Source organism: Aquidulcibacter sp., assembly GCF_049239865.1.
Lineage (GTDB): Bacteria > Pseudomonadota > Alphaproteobacteria > Caulobacterales > Aquidulcibacteraceae > Aquidulcibacter.
In genome coordinates this window covers 55,374-73,120 of sequence record NZ_JBMLTR010000218.1, presented here as the reverse complement: position 1 = coordinate 73,120, position 17,747 = coordinate 55,374, and the positions used below count along the sequence as shown (strand labels likewise).

At 55.2% G+C, this 17,747-nt stretch carries 17 protein-coding genes; 3 read left to right on the top strand and 14 right to left on the bottom strand.

The features are described from left to right. Nucleotides 1–10: 10 nt before the first annotated feature. From ACOVRA_RS15070 to ACOVRA_RS15035, 8 genes are all read right to left on the bottom strand, one after another. Nucleotides 11–1,411: a glutamine synthetase family protein gene (locus tag ACOVRA_RS15070; protein ID WP_421721009.1), complete on the bottom strand. Its 1,401-nt coding sequence runs from the start codon at nt 1,409–1,411 to the stop codon at nt 11–13. Between the two features lie 9 nt (nt 1,412–1,420). Next, nucleotides 1,421–2,806 carry a glutamine synthetase family protein gene (locus ACOVRA_RS15065; protein ID WP_421721008.1) on the bottom strand — a complete coding sequence of 462 codons (1,386 nt, stop codon included), beginning with the start codon at nt 2,804–2,806 and terminating at the stop codon, nt 1,421–1,423. A 16-nt stretch (nt 2,807–2,822) separates the two neighbouring features. After that, nucleotides 2,823–4,166 carry a transaminase gene (locus tag ACOVRA_RS15060; protein WP_421721007.1) on the bottom strand — a complete coding sequence of 448 codons (1,344 nt, stop codon included), beginning with the start codon at nt 4,164–4,166 and terminating at the stop codon, nt 2,823–2,825. Nucleotides 4,167–4,227: 61 nt separating this feature from the next. After that, complete coding sequence (locus tag ACOVRA_RS15055) at nt 4,228–4,899, bottom strand: GntR family transcriptional regulator (RefSeq protein ID WP_290802001.1); 672 nt, start codon at nt 4,897–4,899, stop codon at nt 4,228–4,230. A 47-nt stretch (nt 4,900–4,946) separates the two neighbouring features. Next, nucleotides 4,947–5,537 (bottom strand): malonic semialdehyde reductase, encoded by a 591-nt coding sequence (locus tag ACOVRA_RS15050; protein WP_421721006.1) that lies wholly within the window; start codon nt 5,535–5,537, stop codon nt 4,947–4,949. Between the two features lie 30 nt (nt 5,538–5,567). Next, a complete protein-coding gene (locus ACOVRA_RS15045; RefSeq protein WP_290802007.1) occupies nt 5,568–6,140 on the bottom strand; it encodes a NifU family protein in 573 nt (190 codons plus the stop codon). Nucleotides 6,141–6,209: 69 nt separating this feature from the next. Continuing rightward, a complete protein-coding gene (locus ACOVRA_RS15040; protein ID WP_290802009.1) occupies nt 6,210–6,683 on the bottom strand; it encodes a universal stress protein in 474 nt (157 codons plus the stop codon). A 12-nt stretch (nt 6,684–6,695) separates the two neighbouring features. Continuing rightward, a complete protein-coding gene (locus ACOVRA_RS15035) occupies nt 6,696–7,733 on the bottom strand; it encodes a DUF2333 family protein (protein WP_421721005.1) in 1,038 nt (345 codons plus the stop codon). Between the two features lie 404 nt (nt 7,734–8,137). On the opposite strand from ACOVRA_RS15035, the gene ACOVRA_RS15030 reads away from it, so the two are divergent. After that, nucleotides 8,138–8,743, top strand: a complete 606-nt coding sequence (locus ACOVRA_RS15030) for a c-type cytochrome (protein WP_421721004.1) — start codon at nt 8,138–8,140, stop codon at nt 8,741–8,743. A 110-nt stretch (nt 8,744–8,853) separates the two neighbouring features. Here the strand turns inward: ACOVRA_RS15030 and ACOVRA_RS15025 are convergent, their stop codons facing one another. The 6 genes from ACOVRA_RS15025 to ACOVRA_RS15000 form a co-directional block, all read right to left on the bottom strand. Beyond that, entirely contained in the window at nt 8,854–9,141 is a 288-nt protein-coding gene (locus tag ACOVRA_RS15025; protein ID WP_421721003.1) for a hypothetical protein, read from the bottom strand. A 21-nt stretch (nt 9,142–9,162) separates the two neighbouring features. Continuing rightward, complete coding sequence (locus ACOVRA_RS15020; protein ID WP_421721002.1) at nt 9,163–10,350, bottom strand: geranylgeranyl diphosphate reductase; 1,188 nt, start codon at nt 10,348–10,350, stop codon at nt 9,163–9,165. A 4-nt stretch (nt 10,351–10,354) separates the two neighbouring features. Continuing rightward, nucleotides 10,355–11,728, bottom strand: coding sequence for a BCD family MFS transporter (locus ACOVRA_RS15015; RefSeq protein ID WP_421721001.1), 1,374 nt, complete (start codon nt 11,726–11,728; stop codon nt 10,355–10,357). Beyond that, nucleotides 11,725–12,639: a chlorophyll synthase ChlG gene (chlG, locus tag ACOVRA_RS15010; RefSeq protein WP_290802025.1), complete on the bottom strand. Its 915-nt coding sequence runs from the start codon at nt 12,637–12,639 to the stop codon at nt 11,725–11,727. Before chlG ends, ACOVRA_RS15015 begins: the two co-directional genes overlap by 4 nt. Before the next feature lie 185 nt (nt 12,640–12,824). Continuing rightward, nucleotides 12,825–14,255, bottom strand: a complete 1,431-nt coding sequence (ppsR, locus tag ACOVRA_RS15005) for a transcriptional regulator PpsR (protein ID WP_421721000.1) — start codon at nt 14,253–14,255, stop codon at nt 12,825–12,827. A gap of 35 nt (nt 14,256–14,290) precedes the next feature. Further along, a complete protein-coding gene (locus ACOVRA_RS15000) occupies nt 14,291–15,202 on the bottom strand; it encodes a cobalamin B12-binding domain-containing protein (RefSeq protein WP_421720999.1) in 912 nt (303 codons plus the stop codon). Between the two features lie 552 nt (nt 15,203–15,754). On the opposite strand from ACOVRA_RS15000, the gene bchF reads away from it, so the two are divergent. Then, nucleotides 15,755–16,276, top strand: a complete 522-nt coding sequence (gene bchF / locus ACOVRA_RS14995) for a 2-vinyl bacteriochlorophyllide hydratase (protein ID WP_421720998.1) — start codon at nt 15,755–15,757, stop codon at nt 16,274–16,276. Then, a complete protein-coding gene (locus ACOVRA_RS14990; RefSeq protein WP_421720997.1) occupies nt 16,273–17,739 on the top strand; it encodes a BCD family MFS transporter in 1,467 nt (488 codons plus the stop codon). Before bchF ends, ACOVRA_RS14990 begins: the two co-directional genes overlap by 4 nt. Nucleotides 17,740–17,747 lie beyond the last annotated feature (8 nt).

The window sequence follows — 17,747 nt, the reverse complement described above, 5'->3', positions numbered from 1 at the left end:
CATCGGAGGTTTAGGCGTTGCGGAAACACCAATCATAATCCGCAAGTGGAACATGTGCGAAGTAGCGGTCCTGTTCAGTCCGCTTAACGATTGTATACATGGCTTGAAAACGGGCACCCAGATAGTCTTTCAGGACTTCAGATGACGCAAAAGTGTCCACCGCTGCAAACCAATTCTTGGGCAATTCTACGGGTGCCTTATCAGCCTGGGCATATCCATCGCCCGTAATTGCAGGGCCAGGATCAAGCTTGTTCGTTAGACCATAGTGGACTCCTGCCAGCATGGCAGCCAATGCCAGATATGGATTTGCGTCCGCGCCGGAGACCCGATGTTCGACATGTCGGCTAGCTGGCGGCCCCGCCGTGACGCGCAAGCCAACCGTCCGGTTATTCACGCCCCAGGTCGCTGCCACTGGGGCATAGGAATTACCAACAAAGCGACGGTAGGAATTCTGGTTTGGCGCAAAAATGGCTATGCCTGCGGGGAGTAACTGCTGCATTCCCGCAATCGCATGGCGGAGCGCAGGCGTGCCTTCTGGATCTTCGCTGGCGAAAATATTACGCCCGTCTTGATCAAGGACCGAGACGTGCAGGTGCTGGCCATTGCCGGCGCGCCCTTCAAACGGTTTCGCCATAAAAGTGGCTTCCAGACCGTGACTGACGGCACAACCTTTTACGAGGCGCTTAAACATCATAGCTTCATCGGCCACACGCAGTGCGTCCGCACGATGTTCCAGACCGATTTCCAACTGTCCCGGAGCAAATTCGCTGATCGCCGCTTCAATCGGCAATCCTTGCGCTTCCGCTGCCTCATAGAGGTCGCGCAGATACGGCATGTAATCATCAAGCTCACGCAGGCCATAAACTTCATGTCCACTGGGCGTGTGACCTGTGACGGGCGAAGACGGCAAGGTCGGAGCCTGACCCGCATAGCGTTGATCAAGAAGATAGAACTCAAGCTCGCATGCCACATCTGGCGTGAGTCCATCGGCAGCAAACCGATCCAAAACACGTTGCAGGACATTGCGCGGGTCAAGGTCGCTGCCCGGACCATCAAGCTCGTAGAGCGACAGAACACACTGGGCGATGTCGTCGCCTAACCAAGGTGCCTTGAACAGGGTATTGGGCGCTGGCTTAGCCAAGCGGTCGGCATCGCCATCTTCCCAGACAAGCCCGGTTGCTTCGCAATCGGCCCCTTGCATATCCACTACCGTGATAGAACCCGGCAAATAGCGGCCATGACCATAAACCGTCAAAAGCTCGTGGGGACGAATCCGCTTGCCGCGAGGCGGCCCACTCATCGGATTATAGAGAATATCGATAAAGTTGACGCCGGGATTGGCCGCCAGAAAGGCTTCTGCCTCTGCTTTAGTAGCAATGCCGTATGTGTGTTGGGTTGGCTTTCTAGACAAAATAGGACCTCAGACTTTCAGGAGTAAATGTTCGCGTTCCCAGGCCGAAACGACCCCTTCGAAGGCGTCAAGCTCGTCCAGCTTAACGGCAGCAAACACGCGACAGAATTCTTCACCCAAGACTTCTCGCATGGGTTCACAGTTTTGGAAACGACCCAACGCCTCATCCAAGGTGCGAGGCAGTGAGCGGGGCATCCGGTAGGCCGATGTTGTGATCAGCGGACCCGGCTCGAGGCCCTGCACCATGCCGACATAACCGCATGCCAGAGACGAGGCGATCGCAAGATAGGAATTCGCGTCGGCCCCGGGTAAACGGTTTTCAACCCGGCGGTTGCGCCCGTCGCTGATCGGTGTCCGCAGACCGCACGAACGGTTATCGAGGCCCCATTGCACGTTGATTGGCGCATCAAACTGCGGCCGCATCCGCCGGAATGAGTTCACATTGGGTGCAAATAGCGGTGCCACATCAGGTAGATAGGTTTGCAAGCCACCCACGAAGGATCGGAACAATTTGCTGTCTGTCCCATTGGTATTGGCAAACAGATTGCGGCCAGTTTCCTTGTCCACCAAGGACTGGTGAATATGCATGGCGCTACCAGGCTGATTATCCATCGGCTTGGCCATGAAGGTGGCATAGACATTCTGAGATAAGGCCACTTGCCGCACGATGCGTTTAAACATCAAAACCTGATCGGCCAGCTCCAGCGCATCGCCGTGATTGAAGTTAACCTCCAACTGAGCGGCGCCGGCTTCGTGGATCATGGTGTCGATATCGAGTTCGGCAATCTCGCAATATTCATAGATTTGCTCGATTAGATCTTCATATTCGTTGATCGCCTCGAGGCCATAAGGCTGGGACACGGTTTCGGCGCGGCCGGACCGTCCAACCGGGGTTTCAAGCGGCAAATCAGGGTCGATGTTGCGGGCCGTCAGGAAGAATTCGACTTCTGGCGCGACCACAGGCTCCCAACCGCGCTCCGCATAAAGGTCCAGCACCCGACGCAGAACTTGGCGCGGGGCGATATCAATCAGCTTACCCGCATGGGTGTAGGCATCTGTCACCACATAAGCCGTCGGGGTGCGGTAGCCGGGTGCCACACAGATAGAGGACGGATCCGGCACAAGCACGCAATCAGGGTCGAGGGTGCCGGAAAACCCGTCTTCATCGTCGGATTCCGCATCTGGATATTCACCCGTAACCGTTACGCGCAAGATGGACGAGGCAATGCGCAAAGTGTGGTTTGACACCCCCTTCAAAAAGCGCGCAGCGGGCACAACTTTGCCCCGGATAATGCCGTTCATATCCGGCAAAATCAGCTCTATTTCAGATACGCCTTTCTCTTTGATCCAAGCTTCAAGGCGCTTGTGGATGCTAGGGTCTGTTTCAAACGACATAGGTCACCAGTTTCCGCTATAGAATCTCGTTGAGAATGGAATTAAGGGCAGCAACATAAGCTGCTGGAGCTTCTCTGGATAGGCTAGGCCCCGCTAACAGCATGTTGTGAAAGGGCGTAACCAAGAAGCCGCGATTTAAAAGTCCAAGGTGGATCGCGGCCTCAAGCTCATAATCAAAGCTTGCGCGCATTTGCTCGGCATTTGTTGGCAAGCTGGGAGCAAACACTGTCTCGAGCCGAGCACCCAATCGAATAACCGACCACGGCAAGTCGAGCTTTGCGATTAAGGCATTTAGGCCATCTTCCAACGCAATAGCCCCGGCGATCATGGCGGCATAATTGGTCTCGGTCATGACGTCCTGCAGGCAAGCGCGTAGTGCTGCCATTTGTAGGGCAGAGCCTGACAAGGTTGTGCCGACACCAGAATGCCCCGCGGGTATCTCGGTGCGCACCCGCTCGATCCCGCGCTTCATGTCTTCCGTAAAGCCCCAGACACCGGTAGGAATTCCGCCAGCGATTGCCTTGCCCGCAACCCAAATGTCAGGCTCAAGGCCATAAGTGCCCGTCCAGCCGCCGGGACCGGTTGAAAGCGTGTGGGTTTCATCGATCAATAAAAGACTGCCGTGGACACGGGTTAGGCGACGGACCTCGTCCAGAAAGCCCGACGCCGGTGCTACCATCCCGCAATTGGTCAGCGCAGGCTCCATAATGACGCAAGCGATTTCGTCGCTCTTCAGCGCAGCCTCTAACGCTTCGACATCATTGAAGGGCACGCATGTGGTCACTGCCGCCAAATCATAGGCTTGGCCCCAAAGACTGGGCTTGGCGACCGTCCGGCCAGCCGTCAGATTGACCGCCGTCTCATCTACTGCACCGTGATAGCAGCCATCAAACACAAGGATTTTAGCCCTCTTGGTAATGGCCCGCGCGGCGCGAAGGGCAAAGCGATTGGCGTCTGACGCGGTCAAGGTAATCTGCCAATAGGGCATACCAAACTTGGCCTGCAGAAGACTCCCGACCTCTTCGACATCGACAGATGGCAACATTGAGGTCAAGCCCCGCGAGGCTTGAGCCTGCACGGCCTTTGCGACGGGTTCTGGATTGTGCCCAAACATGGCCCCCGTATCACCCAAGCAAAGGTCGGTGAGAATATGGCCATCAAGGTCTGTCAGGTTGGTGCCGCTTGCTTGCTGGACGACCAATGGGAATGGCATTGGCCAGTCCAGCATCCAATGCTGAGGAACACCGCCAAAGAAGCCGTTTTCTTGATTTGCGCGTGCAGCAGATAGAGGTCGGCTTTGCCGATAGGCTGCGCTTTCGCGCGCCTTAAACTCCCCCAACTTCTCCCGGACGATCGGCACATTCCACCTCAGGAATTGTTATAACGTTCTAAGGGTGGGGTTGGTCAAGCCAAAAACGGCATTAAATGCGCTTTATCATCCAATCGAGGCCATCTTGCACATCTGCGGCAATGGCTGCCCGCAATCCAGCTTCGTCACCGGCCTCAAGTGCCTTAAGTGCGTCGCCGTGGCGATCGGATAGATCGAGGTCATTAACTGCATCCGGAAACATCAAGCGCATAAAGGGGCCAAAACGCACCCAAATGCTTTCAATCATCGGCACGACGACATTGGACGGGCAAGCCCGGTATAGCCCAAAATGGAAAGCATGATTGCTAGACATATAGCCTACGATGTCGCCTTGCCGCAGCGCCTCATTCATCGCGTCATTGGCTGCAGTCATGGCTTGGAGATGCTCAGCAGTAATGAAGGGTAACGCCCTTGCTGCCGCCTCAGGCTCCAGAAGCGTGCGTGCGCGCATCAATTCCATAATCCCGGTCCGGTCCATTTCTGGCACCGTGATCCGCCTAGTTGCCCCCATGCTTAAGGCATGCTCAGCCGTTAGGCGCCAGACTGCATCGCGCACCGGGGTAACGCTGCCGCCTAATTCTGTTGCAAGGGACCGCAGGCTGAGACTGTCACCAGGCGCAAAAGCCCCACGCGACAATCGCGCCCGTAATTCTTGGTATATCGCTTCGTGCAGGGGCTCTGCGCGGTCGACACTCTCTCCAGCAAGGATCTCAGTTTCTGACATTTGACTATTGTTGGGTTATTTTGCGGGGTCTGTCGATCATTTTCCGATCACAAAACTTGGCAAGCAGACTCAAATGACAGACGCGGCAAGCGTGGGAACAAATCCTTGTCTGTTCCATGACCCAAATTGACTAGGAAATTAGATTTCCAGCCGTTCTCGCTAAAGAAAATCCGATCTACGCCGGCATTGTCAAAGCCGCTCATCGGGCCACAATCTAGCCCAAGCGCACGGGCCGCCATCATCAAATAGGCACCTTGCAGCGTACCATTACGGAAGGCAGCTTCTGCGCCGCCGTCAGGCATACCCGAAAACCACGTAGCGGCATCTGGATTATGCGGGAACAGCTCTGGGATTTTGTCGTAAAACTTTGGATCACTTGCGATGATGACCGTCCAAGGTGCCGACATGGTCTTGTCAACATTGCCGGGGGCTAAATAAGGCTTAAGCTTAGCCTTGCCTTCTGGCGAGCCAATAAAGACAAAACGGGCAGGCGAACAATTAGCGCTGGTTGGGCCCCATTTTGTGAGATCATAGACCGCACGCATCAAGCTTTCGGGCAAAGTCTCCTCAACCCAACCATTACGGGTACGAGCATCCACAAACATTTGGTGCAAAGCTGTATCGTCAAGCGCGCCCATCACAATCCCCCTTCAAAACAAGCAATTGGTCTACAGAGCCTGTTCAACCCGCAACACTTCAGGGACATAATGCTTGAGCATGTTCTCAATCCCCTGCTTCAATGTGATCGTCGACGAGGGGCAGCCGGCGCAAGAGCCGCGAAGTCTCAGATAGACGGTGCCAGTTTCTGGCTCAAACCGGTCAAAATCAATGTCGCCACCGTCTTGTGCAACAGCAGGGCGCACACGGGTCGCCAGCAATTCTTCGATCTCGCGCACGATCTGGGCCGCATCACCACTATAGCCACCTGCTGAAGAAGTTGGTTCAGACGTGACGGTGCCGGTCATCACAGGCGCACCCGAGACAAATGTGTCCATGATCGCACCCAAGAGCGATGGCTTGATATGTGGCCAATCGATCTCTGCATCTTTCGTAACGGTGATGAAGTCTGCGCCAAAGAAGACGCGGCGGACCCCGTCAATTTTGAACAAGGCAGCAGCTAACGGCGAAGCTGCGGCTGCTTGGGCGTCGTTAAACTCGATTGCCCCGGCTGGATGTACATCGCGTCCGGGTAAAAACTTCAGAGTGGCAGGGTTCGGAGTGGCTTCGGTTTGAATAAACATGAGATAGACATGGGCCTCTTGTTAGGGAAATTCAACGTGTTTCAGGATCTAGCGGCACATCTGGATGCGCTAGGTCGCAAGGTCTGCCAATTCTTCATCACTCAGTCCCGCTGGGACAATCATAATCGCCACAGCACGAGCTCCAAAGCCAAAGCCGCCGCGCATGGCTGCAGCAACCAAAGGCCCAGGGCCACCGCGCCCCGAAGCTGCCGCCAACAAAAGGGTTTTCACGCTTGGGGTTGCATCAATGAAGGCGCGAATTTGATGATCTAGCGTGCCCTCCTGCACCACTAATTCAGGCGCGAGCCCAGCAGCTTGCCACGCAACATCGGAGAGTTCCTGCAAATCATCTAATGCTTCAAGGCGCATACGCTCACGCATCGCCTCGCCCATGGCTGACCAAAGGCCCGGATCCATCGGCTCTACCACACGCAGAATGATCAACTTCGCGTCGGTACTGGCCGCACGCAATGCGCCGAAATAGACAGCGGCCCGGCATTCTGGGCTGTCGTCCGCAATGCAAAGAAGTTTGCGCTCGCCCATGCCCTAGACCCTTTAGCGTTGAAGAATGTCAGTGATCTCGCGCAGTTTTGACCGCGCGCGAAGCAAATAGAAGCCCTCAGTCGATAAATGATTTGGCATCAAGAGCGCATTTGGTGAGGCATTCTGCACGATCAAAGGCTGCAAGCTGGCTGCGGTAGCGAGGTCTGCCAACATGGCATCATAAAGGGCTGCGACGCGCCGCTCGACGATAACATCCTTGAAGTCTTCGCGCACGGCGCGCAGCGCGATGAAATAAGCATAGGACTGGCCTTTGACGAAATAGAATAACTTGTCAGCCCGCCGATCGATAAAAACTTTGCGGCCTGCCCCGATTTGTTTCTCCAAAGCGTCAGATGACGATCCAAGATCCAAGGCTGATCGCGCCAAGAGCGCTTGCAGATTGTCTGAGCGCACATCGAAAACTGCCCGACCATCCGCTACCCGCGCATTGTAGGCGATCAATGCGGTGCGCGCTTTACGATATTCTTGGTCTGCAGACGAGGTTGGCCAAGGGTCGAGGAGCCATGTGTCGGGCTGACGGGACAGACCCTGCCGGGCGCGGCCCAAGTCCGGATCGGCTGCGGAGGTACCGCGCGAACGGCCCACATAGCTCTCAATTTCCACCGTGATATTCGACAAAGCCTTGACCATGCCGGACTGAAAATTGGCCATATTGCCGCCATAGCGCAACAAAGCAGCGGGCTGGAAGGGTTGGGTATTAGGTGCCCAAGCCGTTTGGTTGATCTCGCGATCGATTAAGCCTGCAATGACGGCAATGGTCCGTGAGGCACCAGGCCCCGGATCGTCAGCCTTGAAATTCAAATCATCATTAATGCGATGGGTGAGGACGGCGCCCAAGATGTAATAGATTGGAACCACAACCAAGACGGCGGCAATTGCCCAGCCCTGCCAACTTTGCTTTGGCTTCGTCGTCACAGGCGCAGCGGCGGGCGCGGCCTCAGCGGAAGCAAACGGGTCTTGGGGTGGGCGCGGGGTCACCATACGCTTCAGACCAGCCAGACTATGTCGTACGCGTTGACCAAAATCCATCTGACTTCTCCGAATAAACAATCTGTCGAGCACGGCCGCGCTCCAAGTGGCGCTGCCTTGTCCCCAGATCAATAACGACAACGCACCCTATAGCAAGTCAAGAACCATATGGCCGCGATGTGGTCGTCGCAACCCGCGCGTGTCCGCCCCTGATTCTTAAGCCTCTCTCGTATTTGCGTTCCATCAAATACCCGCAACAGCGCAATTCTGGCCCTTCTTTTTCCGCAAAAAAGGGCCACAAATAAAAGTCGATACAATCATGTTTACTGGCATGTTTACTGGCGCGCCAATCCAACCAGCGGTTTTTGCGATGATCACAGGTCCGTGACTCTGGACCTCAAGCGAATTCGCACTATAAGTACAATGATCAGAAGGCTCGCACGCCGATTTTGAGAGGAAAAACCATGAAAAGACAAATTTTGGGTTCTGGAATTGCTGTCTCGCTCGCGGCTTTGGCCTTGGTGGCCGGCTGTGGCCAACAAGCAAGCCAGAAGGCAGAAGCACCTGCTGCAGCTACCGAAGCTGCTGCTCCTGCAACCAACGAAGTTGCTGCCGCTCCTGCCGCTGAGGCTCCTGCGACCAATGAAGTGGCTGCTGCCGCTGCTCCAGCAGATGAAGCTGCGGCTCCAGCCGCTGCTGCTGCCGCGCCTGCCGCTGGCGCAATGGTTCTGGCGATTAAAGACAAAGCCGGCGCAACTCTCTCGGGTGACCCAGTAAAGGGTGAAGCCGTATTCCGTCAGTGCCAAACCTGCCACGTCGTGACCGCAGGTGTGAACAAAGTAGGCCCATCTTTGCACAACATCATTGGCCGCCCAGCTGGCCAGGTTGCAGGCTTCCGTTATTCTGAAGCCAACAAAAACTCCGGCATCACTTGGACCGAGCAAGAAATCTACACCTATCTCGAAAATCCAAAAGCCCGCGTCCCAGGCACGATCATGGCCTTCGTCGGCGTCAAGGATTCGCAAAAGCGCGCGGACTTGGTAGCCTATTTGAAGACCCACACCAATTAAGTTTGGGGTGCAGTCTCAGCCGATTTACTTTGGCGACTGAAACTTTAAAGGCGGGATGCTCAGGCATCTCGCCTTTTGCATGTGGCAGACAAACCAGCGAAATTTTGCCGCTAGATCTTACGACGCGCCAAATCCATTAAATGCAACGGCAGCGATAGCGTGAGGAAGAAGGCCACCCAGATTAAGCTTGATTCCGTTAATGCCGCGCGCAGCGCCAACATCAAACAAGCACCCGGGCCCAAAGCTAGCAAGAGCGTGATAGCGCGGGTTGCCAAAGTGCCGCTCTTACCAAGCCAACAAAGGACCAAAAACTCCAGCAAGATGGCTGCCAACGCCAGATCTATCGCTAGGCCAGAAACGAACAATTGGGTGACGATAGGCGGCAGGATCTCAGGCATGGACGTGCGGCATTTCTTGCGTCAGGTGGGCGACAGGCCCAGCAAATGCCCCATATCTTTCAAGAAGATGCGGGCATGGGCCGCTGGCTTTGCACGCACCAATTCCTTGTTCATATAGGCCTGCCACGTCAGATATTGCACATCGGGATCAGCACACATTTGGACAAAACGCTCCCGCCGCTTGTCGCTGCGGTACCAAAAATGCTGCATGATAGCCAAAACCCAGAAGACCTTGCCATGCGCCTTCATGAAGCGTTTGCGGGCGAGCTTGAGCGCAGAGACCTTGCCAGTTGCGAGCGCTTCGGACACCGCCGCAGCGGCCTCCCTGCCACAGACCATGGCATAATAAATGCCCTCACCCGAAGACGGCGCGACTACGCCGGCAGCGTCGCCCGCCAGCAGAACATCGCGGCCATTATCCCAACGATCGAGAGGCTTTAGGGGAATAGGTGCGCCTTCGGTTCGCACAGTCTCATTGACATCTAGACCCGAAGCGGCGCGCAAATCCTTGATCGCACCGCGCAGGGAGAAGCCCTTTTGCGCACTACCAACGCCGATGCTGGCCGTCGATCCATGCGGAAAAATCCAAGCATAAAAGTCTGGCGATAAATGGCCTTGATAATAGACATCGCAACGGCTGGGGTCGAAATCGCCGGACAGAGTCTCTGGTACGGCGATAATCTCATGATAAGCAAAAACGCAGGGGATTTTCTCGGCACCCTTGATGGTTTGCTTGCCGACTTTGGAACGCGCCCCATCTGCGCCGATGACATAGCGGGCGGTGACCTGTTGAGCATGGCCTTCACTATCGACGTAATGGATCACAGTTGGGCCATCAGCCTGATGCTCCAACCGCTCAAACTCACCCTTGCGACGTTCCGCACCCGACTTGGCAGCCCGTTCGCGCAAAAATTCATCGAACGTGTCGCGATTGACCATGCCGACGTAGCCGCCTTCAATCGGCATATCAACGACCTTGCCGCTGGGCGCGATCATGCGCGCCGCGTTGGCGTGCGCGCACAATAATTGTGCTGGGATATCAAAGTCGCGCATCAGACGGGGTGGAATAGCCCCGCCGCACGGCTTGATCCGGCCAGCCTTATCTAGCAGCAAAACACGATGACCTTGCATTGCAAGATCGGTCGCCGCGGTTGCGCCCGATGGGCCACCGCCAACGACTATGACATCAAATTCTGCCGGCTGTGCCATCGTCTTATCCTTGTGCCATTGGGGAACCATGCCCGATGAGTTGGGTTGGGCCAGTTGCCTGCGCGCGGTCGCCGGATCTCTGGTCATCGAGGCGACTGGCAAGATAGGCGGAAACCAAGAAGAGGCCGGCCTCAATCACAAAGACGACGAGGAAGGCATGGCCGGTTTCCGGTAGCACGGCACGCAGACCGTCAACGCCCATCGCACCGAAAAAGCCACCAAGACCAAAGGCAATCGCTTGGGCCGCACCCCAAATACCCATGCGGATACCAACCCGCGACTTCTGACCATTTCCCGCAAGTCCCATCATGGAACCGATGGCCGAAACGGCGAAGACCCCATTGGCAAAACCCAACGCAAAGACTGTTGGCTTAATAGGCCAGCCCGGTCCGACTTCTGCTGCTGCGGCAAGAGCCAGGAGCGCGAGTGCGGAGCCTAGACACCCAAAGATCGCCCAGGCCGCCATCCAGCTTTTGCCGGCGCGCGTGCTGCGCCCACCAATGGCCCCTGTAAGGATCATACCCAATAGAACACCCATATTCTGCATGCCCGACATTTGGGTGGATTGGCCCGGCGTCATATTGAAAACCAAGCCGGCAAACGGCTCTAGAATCAGGTCTTGAGCGCTATAGGCCAACATCGACACAAAGACGAAAATCGAGAAATTACGCGCCAAGGGCTCCGCCCAAATTTCCTTTAGTGCTTGCCTGAACGGGACTGGCGGGCCCTCGTCTGCCTCTGGCTCAGCGGCAATGGGCTTGGCCCCCTTAGGCAATTCAATGCCATGGACAGCCGCCAATGTTATCAAGAAGGCACAACCTGCCACCCCCGTTGCCGCAAAGGCCAGAGCCTGCGCGCTAAACGGCTCAATCATTTTGCCAACCAAGATAGAGGAAATCACAATCCCCAAGATCATCATGACCCACGTGATCGAGGCAGCAGCGGGCCGCCGCTCTGGCGTTACGCGGGTTGCCAATAAGGCCAACAAAGATGTGCCAGATGCGCCAACGCCCATCCCAATCATCAAATAGGCCAGAACCGAAATCAAAAGACCAAGCACAGGCGTGCTGGCCAACATGAGAGCCGCGTTGGTTGCCCCTAAGGCCCCCAAGCACAGACAAGCCATGCCACCAATAATCCAAGGTGTACGACGGCTTCCGAGGTCTGAACCATATCCCCAATGTGGACGGGTGATTTGTACCGCAAAGTGCAGGCCTACGAGGGCAGCAGGCAGCATCGCAGGCATAGCCATCTCAACCACCATGACGCGATTGAGTGTTGAAGTCGTCAGCGCGACGACGGCCCCAAGCGCACTTTGAACAAGCCCAAGCCGAGCAATACCGAGCCAACCCAAGGGCTTGTGCGGAATTTGGGTCATGCATGTCCTCCAAGCAGGGATCCGACGCCAATGGCGCTGACCAGCATTCCCAGCACATAGAGGCTAGTTCCAGTCGCATTGTACCAAGGCGTGTGTTTCAAAGGGTCGCTCAATAAGCGACGCATCAGCGCAAATTGGGCAAGCAGTGCGATCAGCACGCCACCGGCATATGGCAAGAGCCCCCAATAGATGAGCAAGCCAATCACGACAGCCTGCGGCACCGCCATCACGAAACAAGCAAATCGCGCGGCACCGTCGACACCCATCACAACCGGCAAGGACCGAAGGCCAAGTTGGCGGTCGCCCTCTACTGCCTTGAAGTCATTCAAAGTCATGATGCCGTGCGCGCCAGCGGCATAGAGGCCCGCGAGCAATAATATTTTTACGTCCGGCAGAGTCTGGGTGACAACGGCGGCCCCCGTAAACCACGTCAGCCCTTCATAGGAAAATCCGACAGAGGCCGGGCCCCACAAACCGCTTTGCTTGAGGCGAAATGGCGGCGCGCTGTAGGCCCAAGCAAGCACGATGCCCAGCGCTGCGGCTACAAATACCCATAGTCCCAAAGTCGCCGCGAAAGACAAGGACACCACCGTCCAGACCATTGCGATCCATAAGCCCCAACGGCCGGGAATACGCCCAGAAGGGATCGGCCGATTAGGTTCGTTTATGGCGTCGACATGACGATCAAACCAGTCGTTTACGGCTTGACTGGTTGCACAAATCATCGGCCCGGCCAAAATTGCGCCCGCCAATGCCAGCGGCCATTTCTCTGAAAACGGGGCCCCAGAGGAGACGACTCCACACATGAAAGCCCACATGGGCGCAAACCACGTGATGGGCTTAAACAGCTCCAGCACCGCTTTGGGTGACGGCAGATTGGATCGCACCGAGGGAGCTATTGTCTCATTCATAGGGCGAGCCTATGTTGGACACTTAAAAGTGTCAATTAAAATCGACACTAAATGGCTTTGACAGTGCTTTGAAAAAAGGCTGTATTTTCAATACAATTGGGCACTTAACCAAGGCGTACTTGGACCATCGCCCGCAAGAACTTGCTACTTATTGCCACATTGATTGGTGAAGGTGTAGCTGCGGCCTACTGCCCGTCATCCTCAAAATTGCCAATTCCAAAACGATGGAGCTTGGAATAGAGGCTTTGTCGGCTCACACCTAAAATCTCAGCCGCCGAGGCGCGGTTATTACCCGTCAGATCAAGGGCAGCTTCGATACAAAGTCGCTCAACAAAATCTGTTGTATCGCGGACGATTTCCTTCAGAGAAACACGGCCTACCAATTCACTCATGTCAGCCGGTGAACGAACCAGCTCTAGTGGCTGTTGGCCACGCTCCATCTCACGGCGGGTAACGCGTCGGATGCTAAAGCCATAGAAGCCATCTTCGCCTTCGGTAACCGATACAGCGCAGACTTCAACATCTTCCAACTCACCAAATTGGGTTTGCAAGACAGTCGGGAAATTGCGGACAACGCCATACTTCACAAGGTTTTCGAGAAGGATGTTGCGGTCAACACCAGGACGCCCCAAAAACCGTGTCAATGTTTCGCCATTTGCTTGCTCAGGCGTTGGTAAATGTACGAGATCGAGGAAAGCGGAGTTTTCCGTGAGAATGTTCAATTCGCGATCAGTGACCACGAGGCCGTCTGGCAAAAGATTGATCGCCGCCAACATGCGGTGGTTGCTGTCTACCGCAATAGGCTCTGACCGCTCGGCTGGAACCAACCGAACCAAGAAGTGCATGTTGCGGTCCTGCCGAAACAAGGAAGCACTCACATTCAGCTGTCGACCATTAGATGTAAGATTCGTTTGCGGCGCTGCGCGGCTGGTTGATGCCTGCGCGACCGAAAGAAGTGACGCAGCATCTTCTTGATTTTGTACCGCAAAAAGGCGTGAAAATGGCTTGCCCACAAGCGATCCATCTCCACCGATCAAGCGATCTGCAGCTGGATTTGCCTCTGCAACCCGACGGGTGGACCCATCAATAATCAGAACCGCTTCGCTCGTCGATTGAAACAGCATGCGGTAGCGTGATTCAGACGTACGCATCCTCGCATAGTCTCGCTCCATCGACTGCTGTGCTTGCAGCAATCGTTGTTGCAAAACCGACGCGGCACGATGGTCGCGGCCAATCGCGATAATTCGACCGTCATCCCCGGTTCCCACGGCAACATAGCGCAAAGAAACAGAGTCGCCCCGCCGAGATGGGTGGTTGAGCTCCCGCCAACGGATCGCCTTGTCTGATGCAGCATCTCGCAGCATCTCTTCGACCTTTGGACGGCTATCTTGAGTTACCGTATCGGACCAAGGCTTGTTGACCCAGCTTTCGAAGTCATCGAGCTGCAGGTCTGAATTGCCGACCGCCAGATCGCAGATCACGCCGTCACGATCTATGACGATCGCTACGTCCCCGCCAGCGGCGAGAACCTTTACCGCAATCGAAGCCTCTAAGTCACCAAGCGCTGCGGGTTGCAGCAATGGGCCGAAGTTTTGATTGGGGGGGCGATGTTCCATTTGTGCGTTGATAACCTTGAAACTAGCATAGACGATTAATGCCGGTGGGTGTGCTCGTATATGACTGTTTCAGCGATTGCGATAGCTTCTCTGCCGTCACTAGCAGAGAAATCGGCCCCGATGATTGCGGCCAGTTCGGGCCGCCCAACAATGTGACTTCCTCCAACCAACACGAGAATATGGCGATTGTGTGAGACTTTTCGTACCTGACGGATCAATTCTTTGACAAATGGGACCTGAGCCTCGCAAGAAATGCCGATTCCGAGGATATGGAAGCTCTCACTGCCCACAATAGCCAAGACGTCATTGATCCGGGAATTGGGTTCGCACAGGGTTCTCCAGCCCGCCCGTTTAAACAATTCGTCCACCATGCGGATGCCAAAGCTATGCATCTCACCTGCAGGCGTCACAAAAAGACCCGACGCCAAATCTGCGCGAACATTTTCTTCGTTGCGATAGGTATCGCTTAATCGGTTCAGAAGCGTCTGCATCCGACCAAGGCCGATTGTGACGTCTGAAAATGTTGCCGTGTCATCTTCCCACATCGCGCCCAAATGCCGCGCAGCAGGTGCCATCAGGTCTACATAGACTTCATCCAGACGCATACCCGAGTTCAGATAAGCATGAAGGATCGATTCCACATCATCCACTTCATGCGTGAGCAATATGTGGGCGAGATCCACGATGGCATTCTGCCCCAACTCTTTGCTCGTAGCCTGGCTGTTGTTTTGTTCGCGATGGGTTTTATGGGCCAGCATGAGGCGCGGAATAATGTCACCTTCAACCATTTGCGCCAGCAGCTCCATAATCTTCACATCGGTAGATTTTTCTGTGACCTGTCCGTGTGCTGTTTCGGATGAGTTCCAAGCCGACGTCGAGCTCTGCTTGATGTCCTCTTGGTCGGGGCTTCTGGGGTCCAGGTGCACCAAGGTGTCTTGATTGGACATTTGCTTCTCCAGGTAGTTTTCGGAGTCACACCGTCTCGTACGCGTCCAGCTACGCGCTGCCCCCTGTTGTTAGTTCCCGCCTTACGAGGAAAACAGTCATCAGGTCATCCCAAACCAGAGCAGGTGCCCTTTTGCTAAAGCTTTTTCTGACCTCTGGTTTTGTAAGCTTACACGAAGATTCAATATGAGCCAGAGCCAAATTAAAAATTTTATCCCCAAATGTCAAAAAGTGTCAGTTTTATTAGGCGTCCAAATAACTTGACAATCAAGGGGGGCGTGCGAAACTGCGGGATGGCGTGGGCATTTTTCGCCGGACGTCACCGGAAATCACGAATGCAATCCTTGCATACCTTATTAAAATCAACAGCTTCGCATTCATTTTGCGAGTGCGAAGCTGCGCCTGCGATAGAGCATGGTGCGAGGCACAAAGGGTTTCATTCAGTGGAGATTTTCAGCGCAGATCAAGCTGGTGTTGACTGTGTTTTGTCCAACCTACCCGTCAGTTCAGCATCAACGGTGGCCGCAGAACGGTCTAAATCGCCAAGAAAACCCTTGTACACGCCCGAACAAAGGGCGCGGCGCGATGCGACGCCTTGGACTTTGGTTCAAGCTATTTTAGCACCGCTACAATTTCTGGTTTTCCTAATCAGCTTAAGCTTGGTTGCTTATTATCTCACCACTGGAAAGGGGTATGAGGTCGCCACAGCGTCCATCCTGATCAAGACGTTCTTGCTCTATACCATCATGATTACGGGGTCGATTTGGGAAAAAGTTGTCTTCGATGAATGGCTCTTTGTTGAGGCCTTTTTCTGGGAAGACGTCTTTTCGATGTTGGTCCTCGCACTTCAGACACTTTATGTCGTTGCCCTCCTGAAGGGTTGGTGGACGCCGGAGCAACAAGTCTACATCGCGGTCGCCGCCTATGGGACCTATCTAGTCAATGCCGCGCAATTCCTATGGAAACTGCGCGTTGCCCGCCTTGAAGGCAAGAAAAATGAGGCGGGTTCGCAGAGCGGGCAAATGTCACCTTCAATGACGGCCCCAGGCACCAATTGGGCAGGGCAGCAATCATGACACCTCAGGCCCAAAAAATTGCGGATGCGTGGCGACAGCTGATTGTAAGTATGCTGCCCTTTGCGGACTCAGCTAGTAAGGATCTGCCGATTAGTCGGCTTTTGCGCTTATCCTTGTTCCAAATCTCCACTGGTATGGCCGCCGTCTTGTTAACCGGGACGCTCAATCGAGTTATGATTGTTGAGCTGGGTGTGAGTGGCACTTTGGTCGCTTTAATGGTGTCGCTGCCGCTTTTGTTTGCGCCCTTGCGCGCGCTGATCGGCTATAAGTCCGACACGCATAAGTCCTATTTGGGCTGGCGTCGTGCGCCTTACATTTTTATGGGCACGATCGCGCAATACGGTGGTCTAGCGATCATGCCGTTCGCACTGCTGATCCTGTCAGGCGATGGGCGTGGGCCGATCATCTTTGGACACATCGGAGCGGCACTGGCTTTCTTGCTTGTCGGCGCTGGAATGCACACCACACAAACCGCTGGCCTGGCCTTGGCGACTGACCTCGCGACAGACGAGACTCGGCCACGCGTCGTCGCACTTCTTTATGTCATGCTCTTAGTTGGCATGTTGATTTCATCCTTGGTTTTGGGCGGTTTGTTGGTGGACTTCAACGCCATGCGCTTGATCCAAGTCATCCAAGGTGCTGCGGTTGTCTCGTTGGTTTTCAATACAGTCGCGGTGTGGAAGCAGGAAGCTCGCAATCCAACCCTAACAGCGCCAGACCGCGAGCGGCCCGTCTTTAAAGAACAATGGAACTTGCTCATGCAGCAAGGGCGTACGGTGCGCCTCTTGGTTTCCACAGGCCTCGGTGCCGGTGCTTTTGCGATGCAAGATGTCCTATTAGAGCCCTATGGCGCTGAAGTTCTGGGGATGAATGTCGGTTCTACAACTGCCTTGACCGCGCTTTGGGCTGCAGGGACTTTGACCGGATTTGCGTTTGCCTCCCAACAACTCAGCCGAGAAGGCGAAGCGCATCGGCTCGCAGGTTATGGCGCACTTATAGGCATTGTAGCTTTTGCCTGTGTCATTTTCGCCGGGGCAATCTCCTTGACCCCCCTCTTCTGCTTAGGCGTGATGGGGATCGGCCTGGGTGGCGGCCTGTTTTCAATTGGCACGCTAACCGCTGCCATGGCTTTAGCTGGTGACGGCCAGCAGTCCGGCCTTGCCCTCGGGGCGTGGGGCGGTGTGCAGGCGACAGCCGCGGGCCTTGGCATCGCGCTTGGCGGCGGCATTCGCGATTTTGGTGCCCAATTGTCTGTTTCTGGGGCCTTGGGACCAGCCTTCAGTGGCCAAGCTACAAGCTATGGCATTGTCTATCATTTGGAAATCGGACTGCTGTTTGCAGCTCTCGTGGCGATCGGTCCGCTCGCCAAGCACGCGCCGGGCCCATCAAAAATTCGTGAAGCACAAGAACTCAACAAAACACGGGAGCGCCGCTTTGGGCTCTCGGAATTCCCAACCCTCTAACTACGATG

Bases quoted from the DNA above. Each gene is read 5' to 3' on its own strand.
- ACOVRA_RS15055 (WP_290802001.1), bottom strand. From the start codon at position 4,899: ATGTCAGAAACTGAGATCCTTGCTGGAGAGAGTGTCGACCGCGCAGAG.
- ACOVRA_RS15025 (WP_421721003.1), bottom strand. From the start codon at position 9,141: ATGCCTGAGATCCTGCCGCCTATCGTCACCCAATTGTTCGTTTCTGGC.
- ACOVRA_RS15065 (WP_421721008.1), bottom strand. From the start codon at position 2,806: ATGTCGTTTGAAACAGACCCTAGCATCCACAAGCGCCTTGAAGCTTGG.
- ACOVRA_RS15035 (WP_421721005.1), bottom strand. From the start codon at position 7,733: ATGGATTTTGGTCAACGCGTACGACATAGTCTGGCTGGTCTGAAGCGT.
- ACOVRA_RS15000 (WP_421720999.1), bottom strand. From the start codon at position 15,202: ATGTCCAATCAAGACACCTTGGTGCACCTGGACCCCAGAAGCCCCGAC.
- chlG (WP_290802025.1), bottom strand. From the start codon at position 12,639: ATGAATGAGACAATAGCTCCCTCGGTGCGATCCAATCTGCCGTCACCC.
- ppsR (WP_421721000.1), bottom strand. From the start codon at position 14,255: ATGGAACATCGCCCCCCCAATCAAAACTTCGGCCCATTGCTGCAACCC.
- ACOVRA_RS15020 (WP_421721002.1), bottom strand. From the start codon at position 10,350: ATGGCACAGCCGGCAGAATTTGATGTCATAGTCGTTGGCGGTGGCCCA.
- ACOVRA_RS15030 (WP_421721004.1), top strand. From the start codon at position 8,138: ATGAAAAGACAAATTTTGGGTTCTGGAATTGCTGTCTCGCTCGCGGCT.
- ACOVRA_RS15015 (WP_421721001.1), bottom strand. From the start codon at position 11,728: ATGACCCAAATTCCGCACAAGCCCTTGGGTTGGCTCGGTATTGCTCGG.
- ACOVRA_RS15045 (WP_290802007.1), bottom strand. From the start codon at position 6,140: ATGTTTATTCAAACCGAAGCCACTCCGAACCCTGCCACTCTGAAGTTT.
- ACOVRA_RS15040 (WP_290802009.1), bottom strand. From the start codon at position 6,683: ATGGGCGAGCGCAAACTTCTTTGCATTGCGGACGACAGCCCAGAATGC.
- ACOVRA_RS15050 (WP_421721006.1), bottom strand. From the start codon at position 5,537: ATGGGCGCGCTTGACGATACAGCTTTGCACCAAATGTTTGTGGATGCT.
- ACOVRA_RS14990 (WP_421720997.1), top strand. From the start codon at position 16,273: ATGACACCTCAGGCCCAAAAAATTGCGGATGCGTGGCGACAGCTGATT.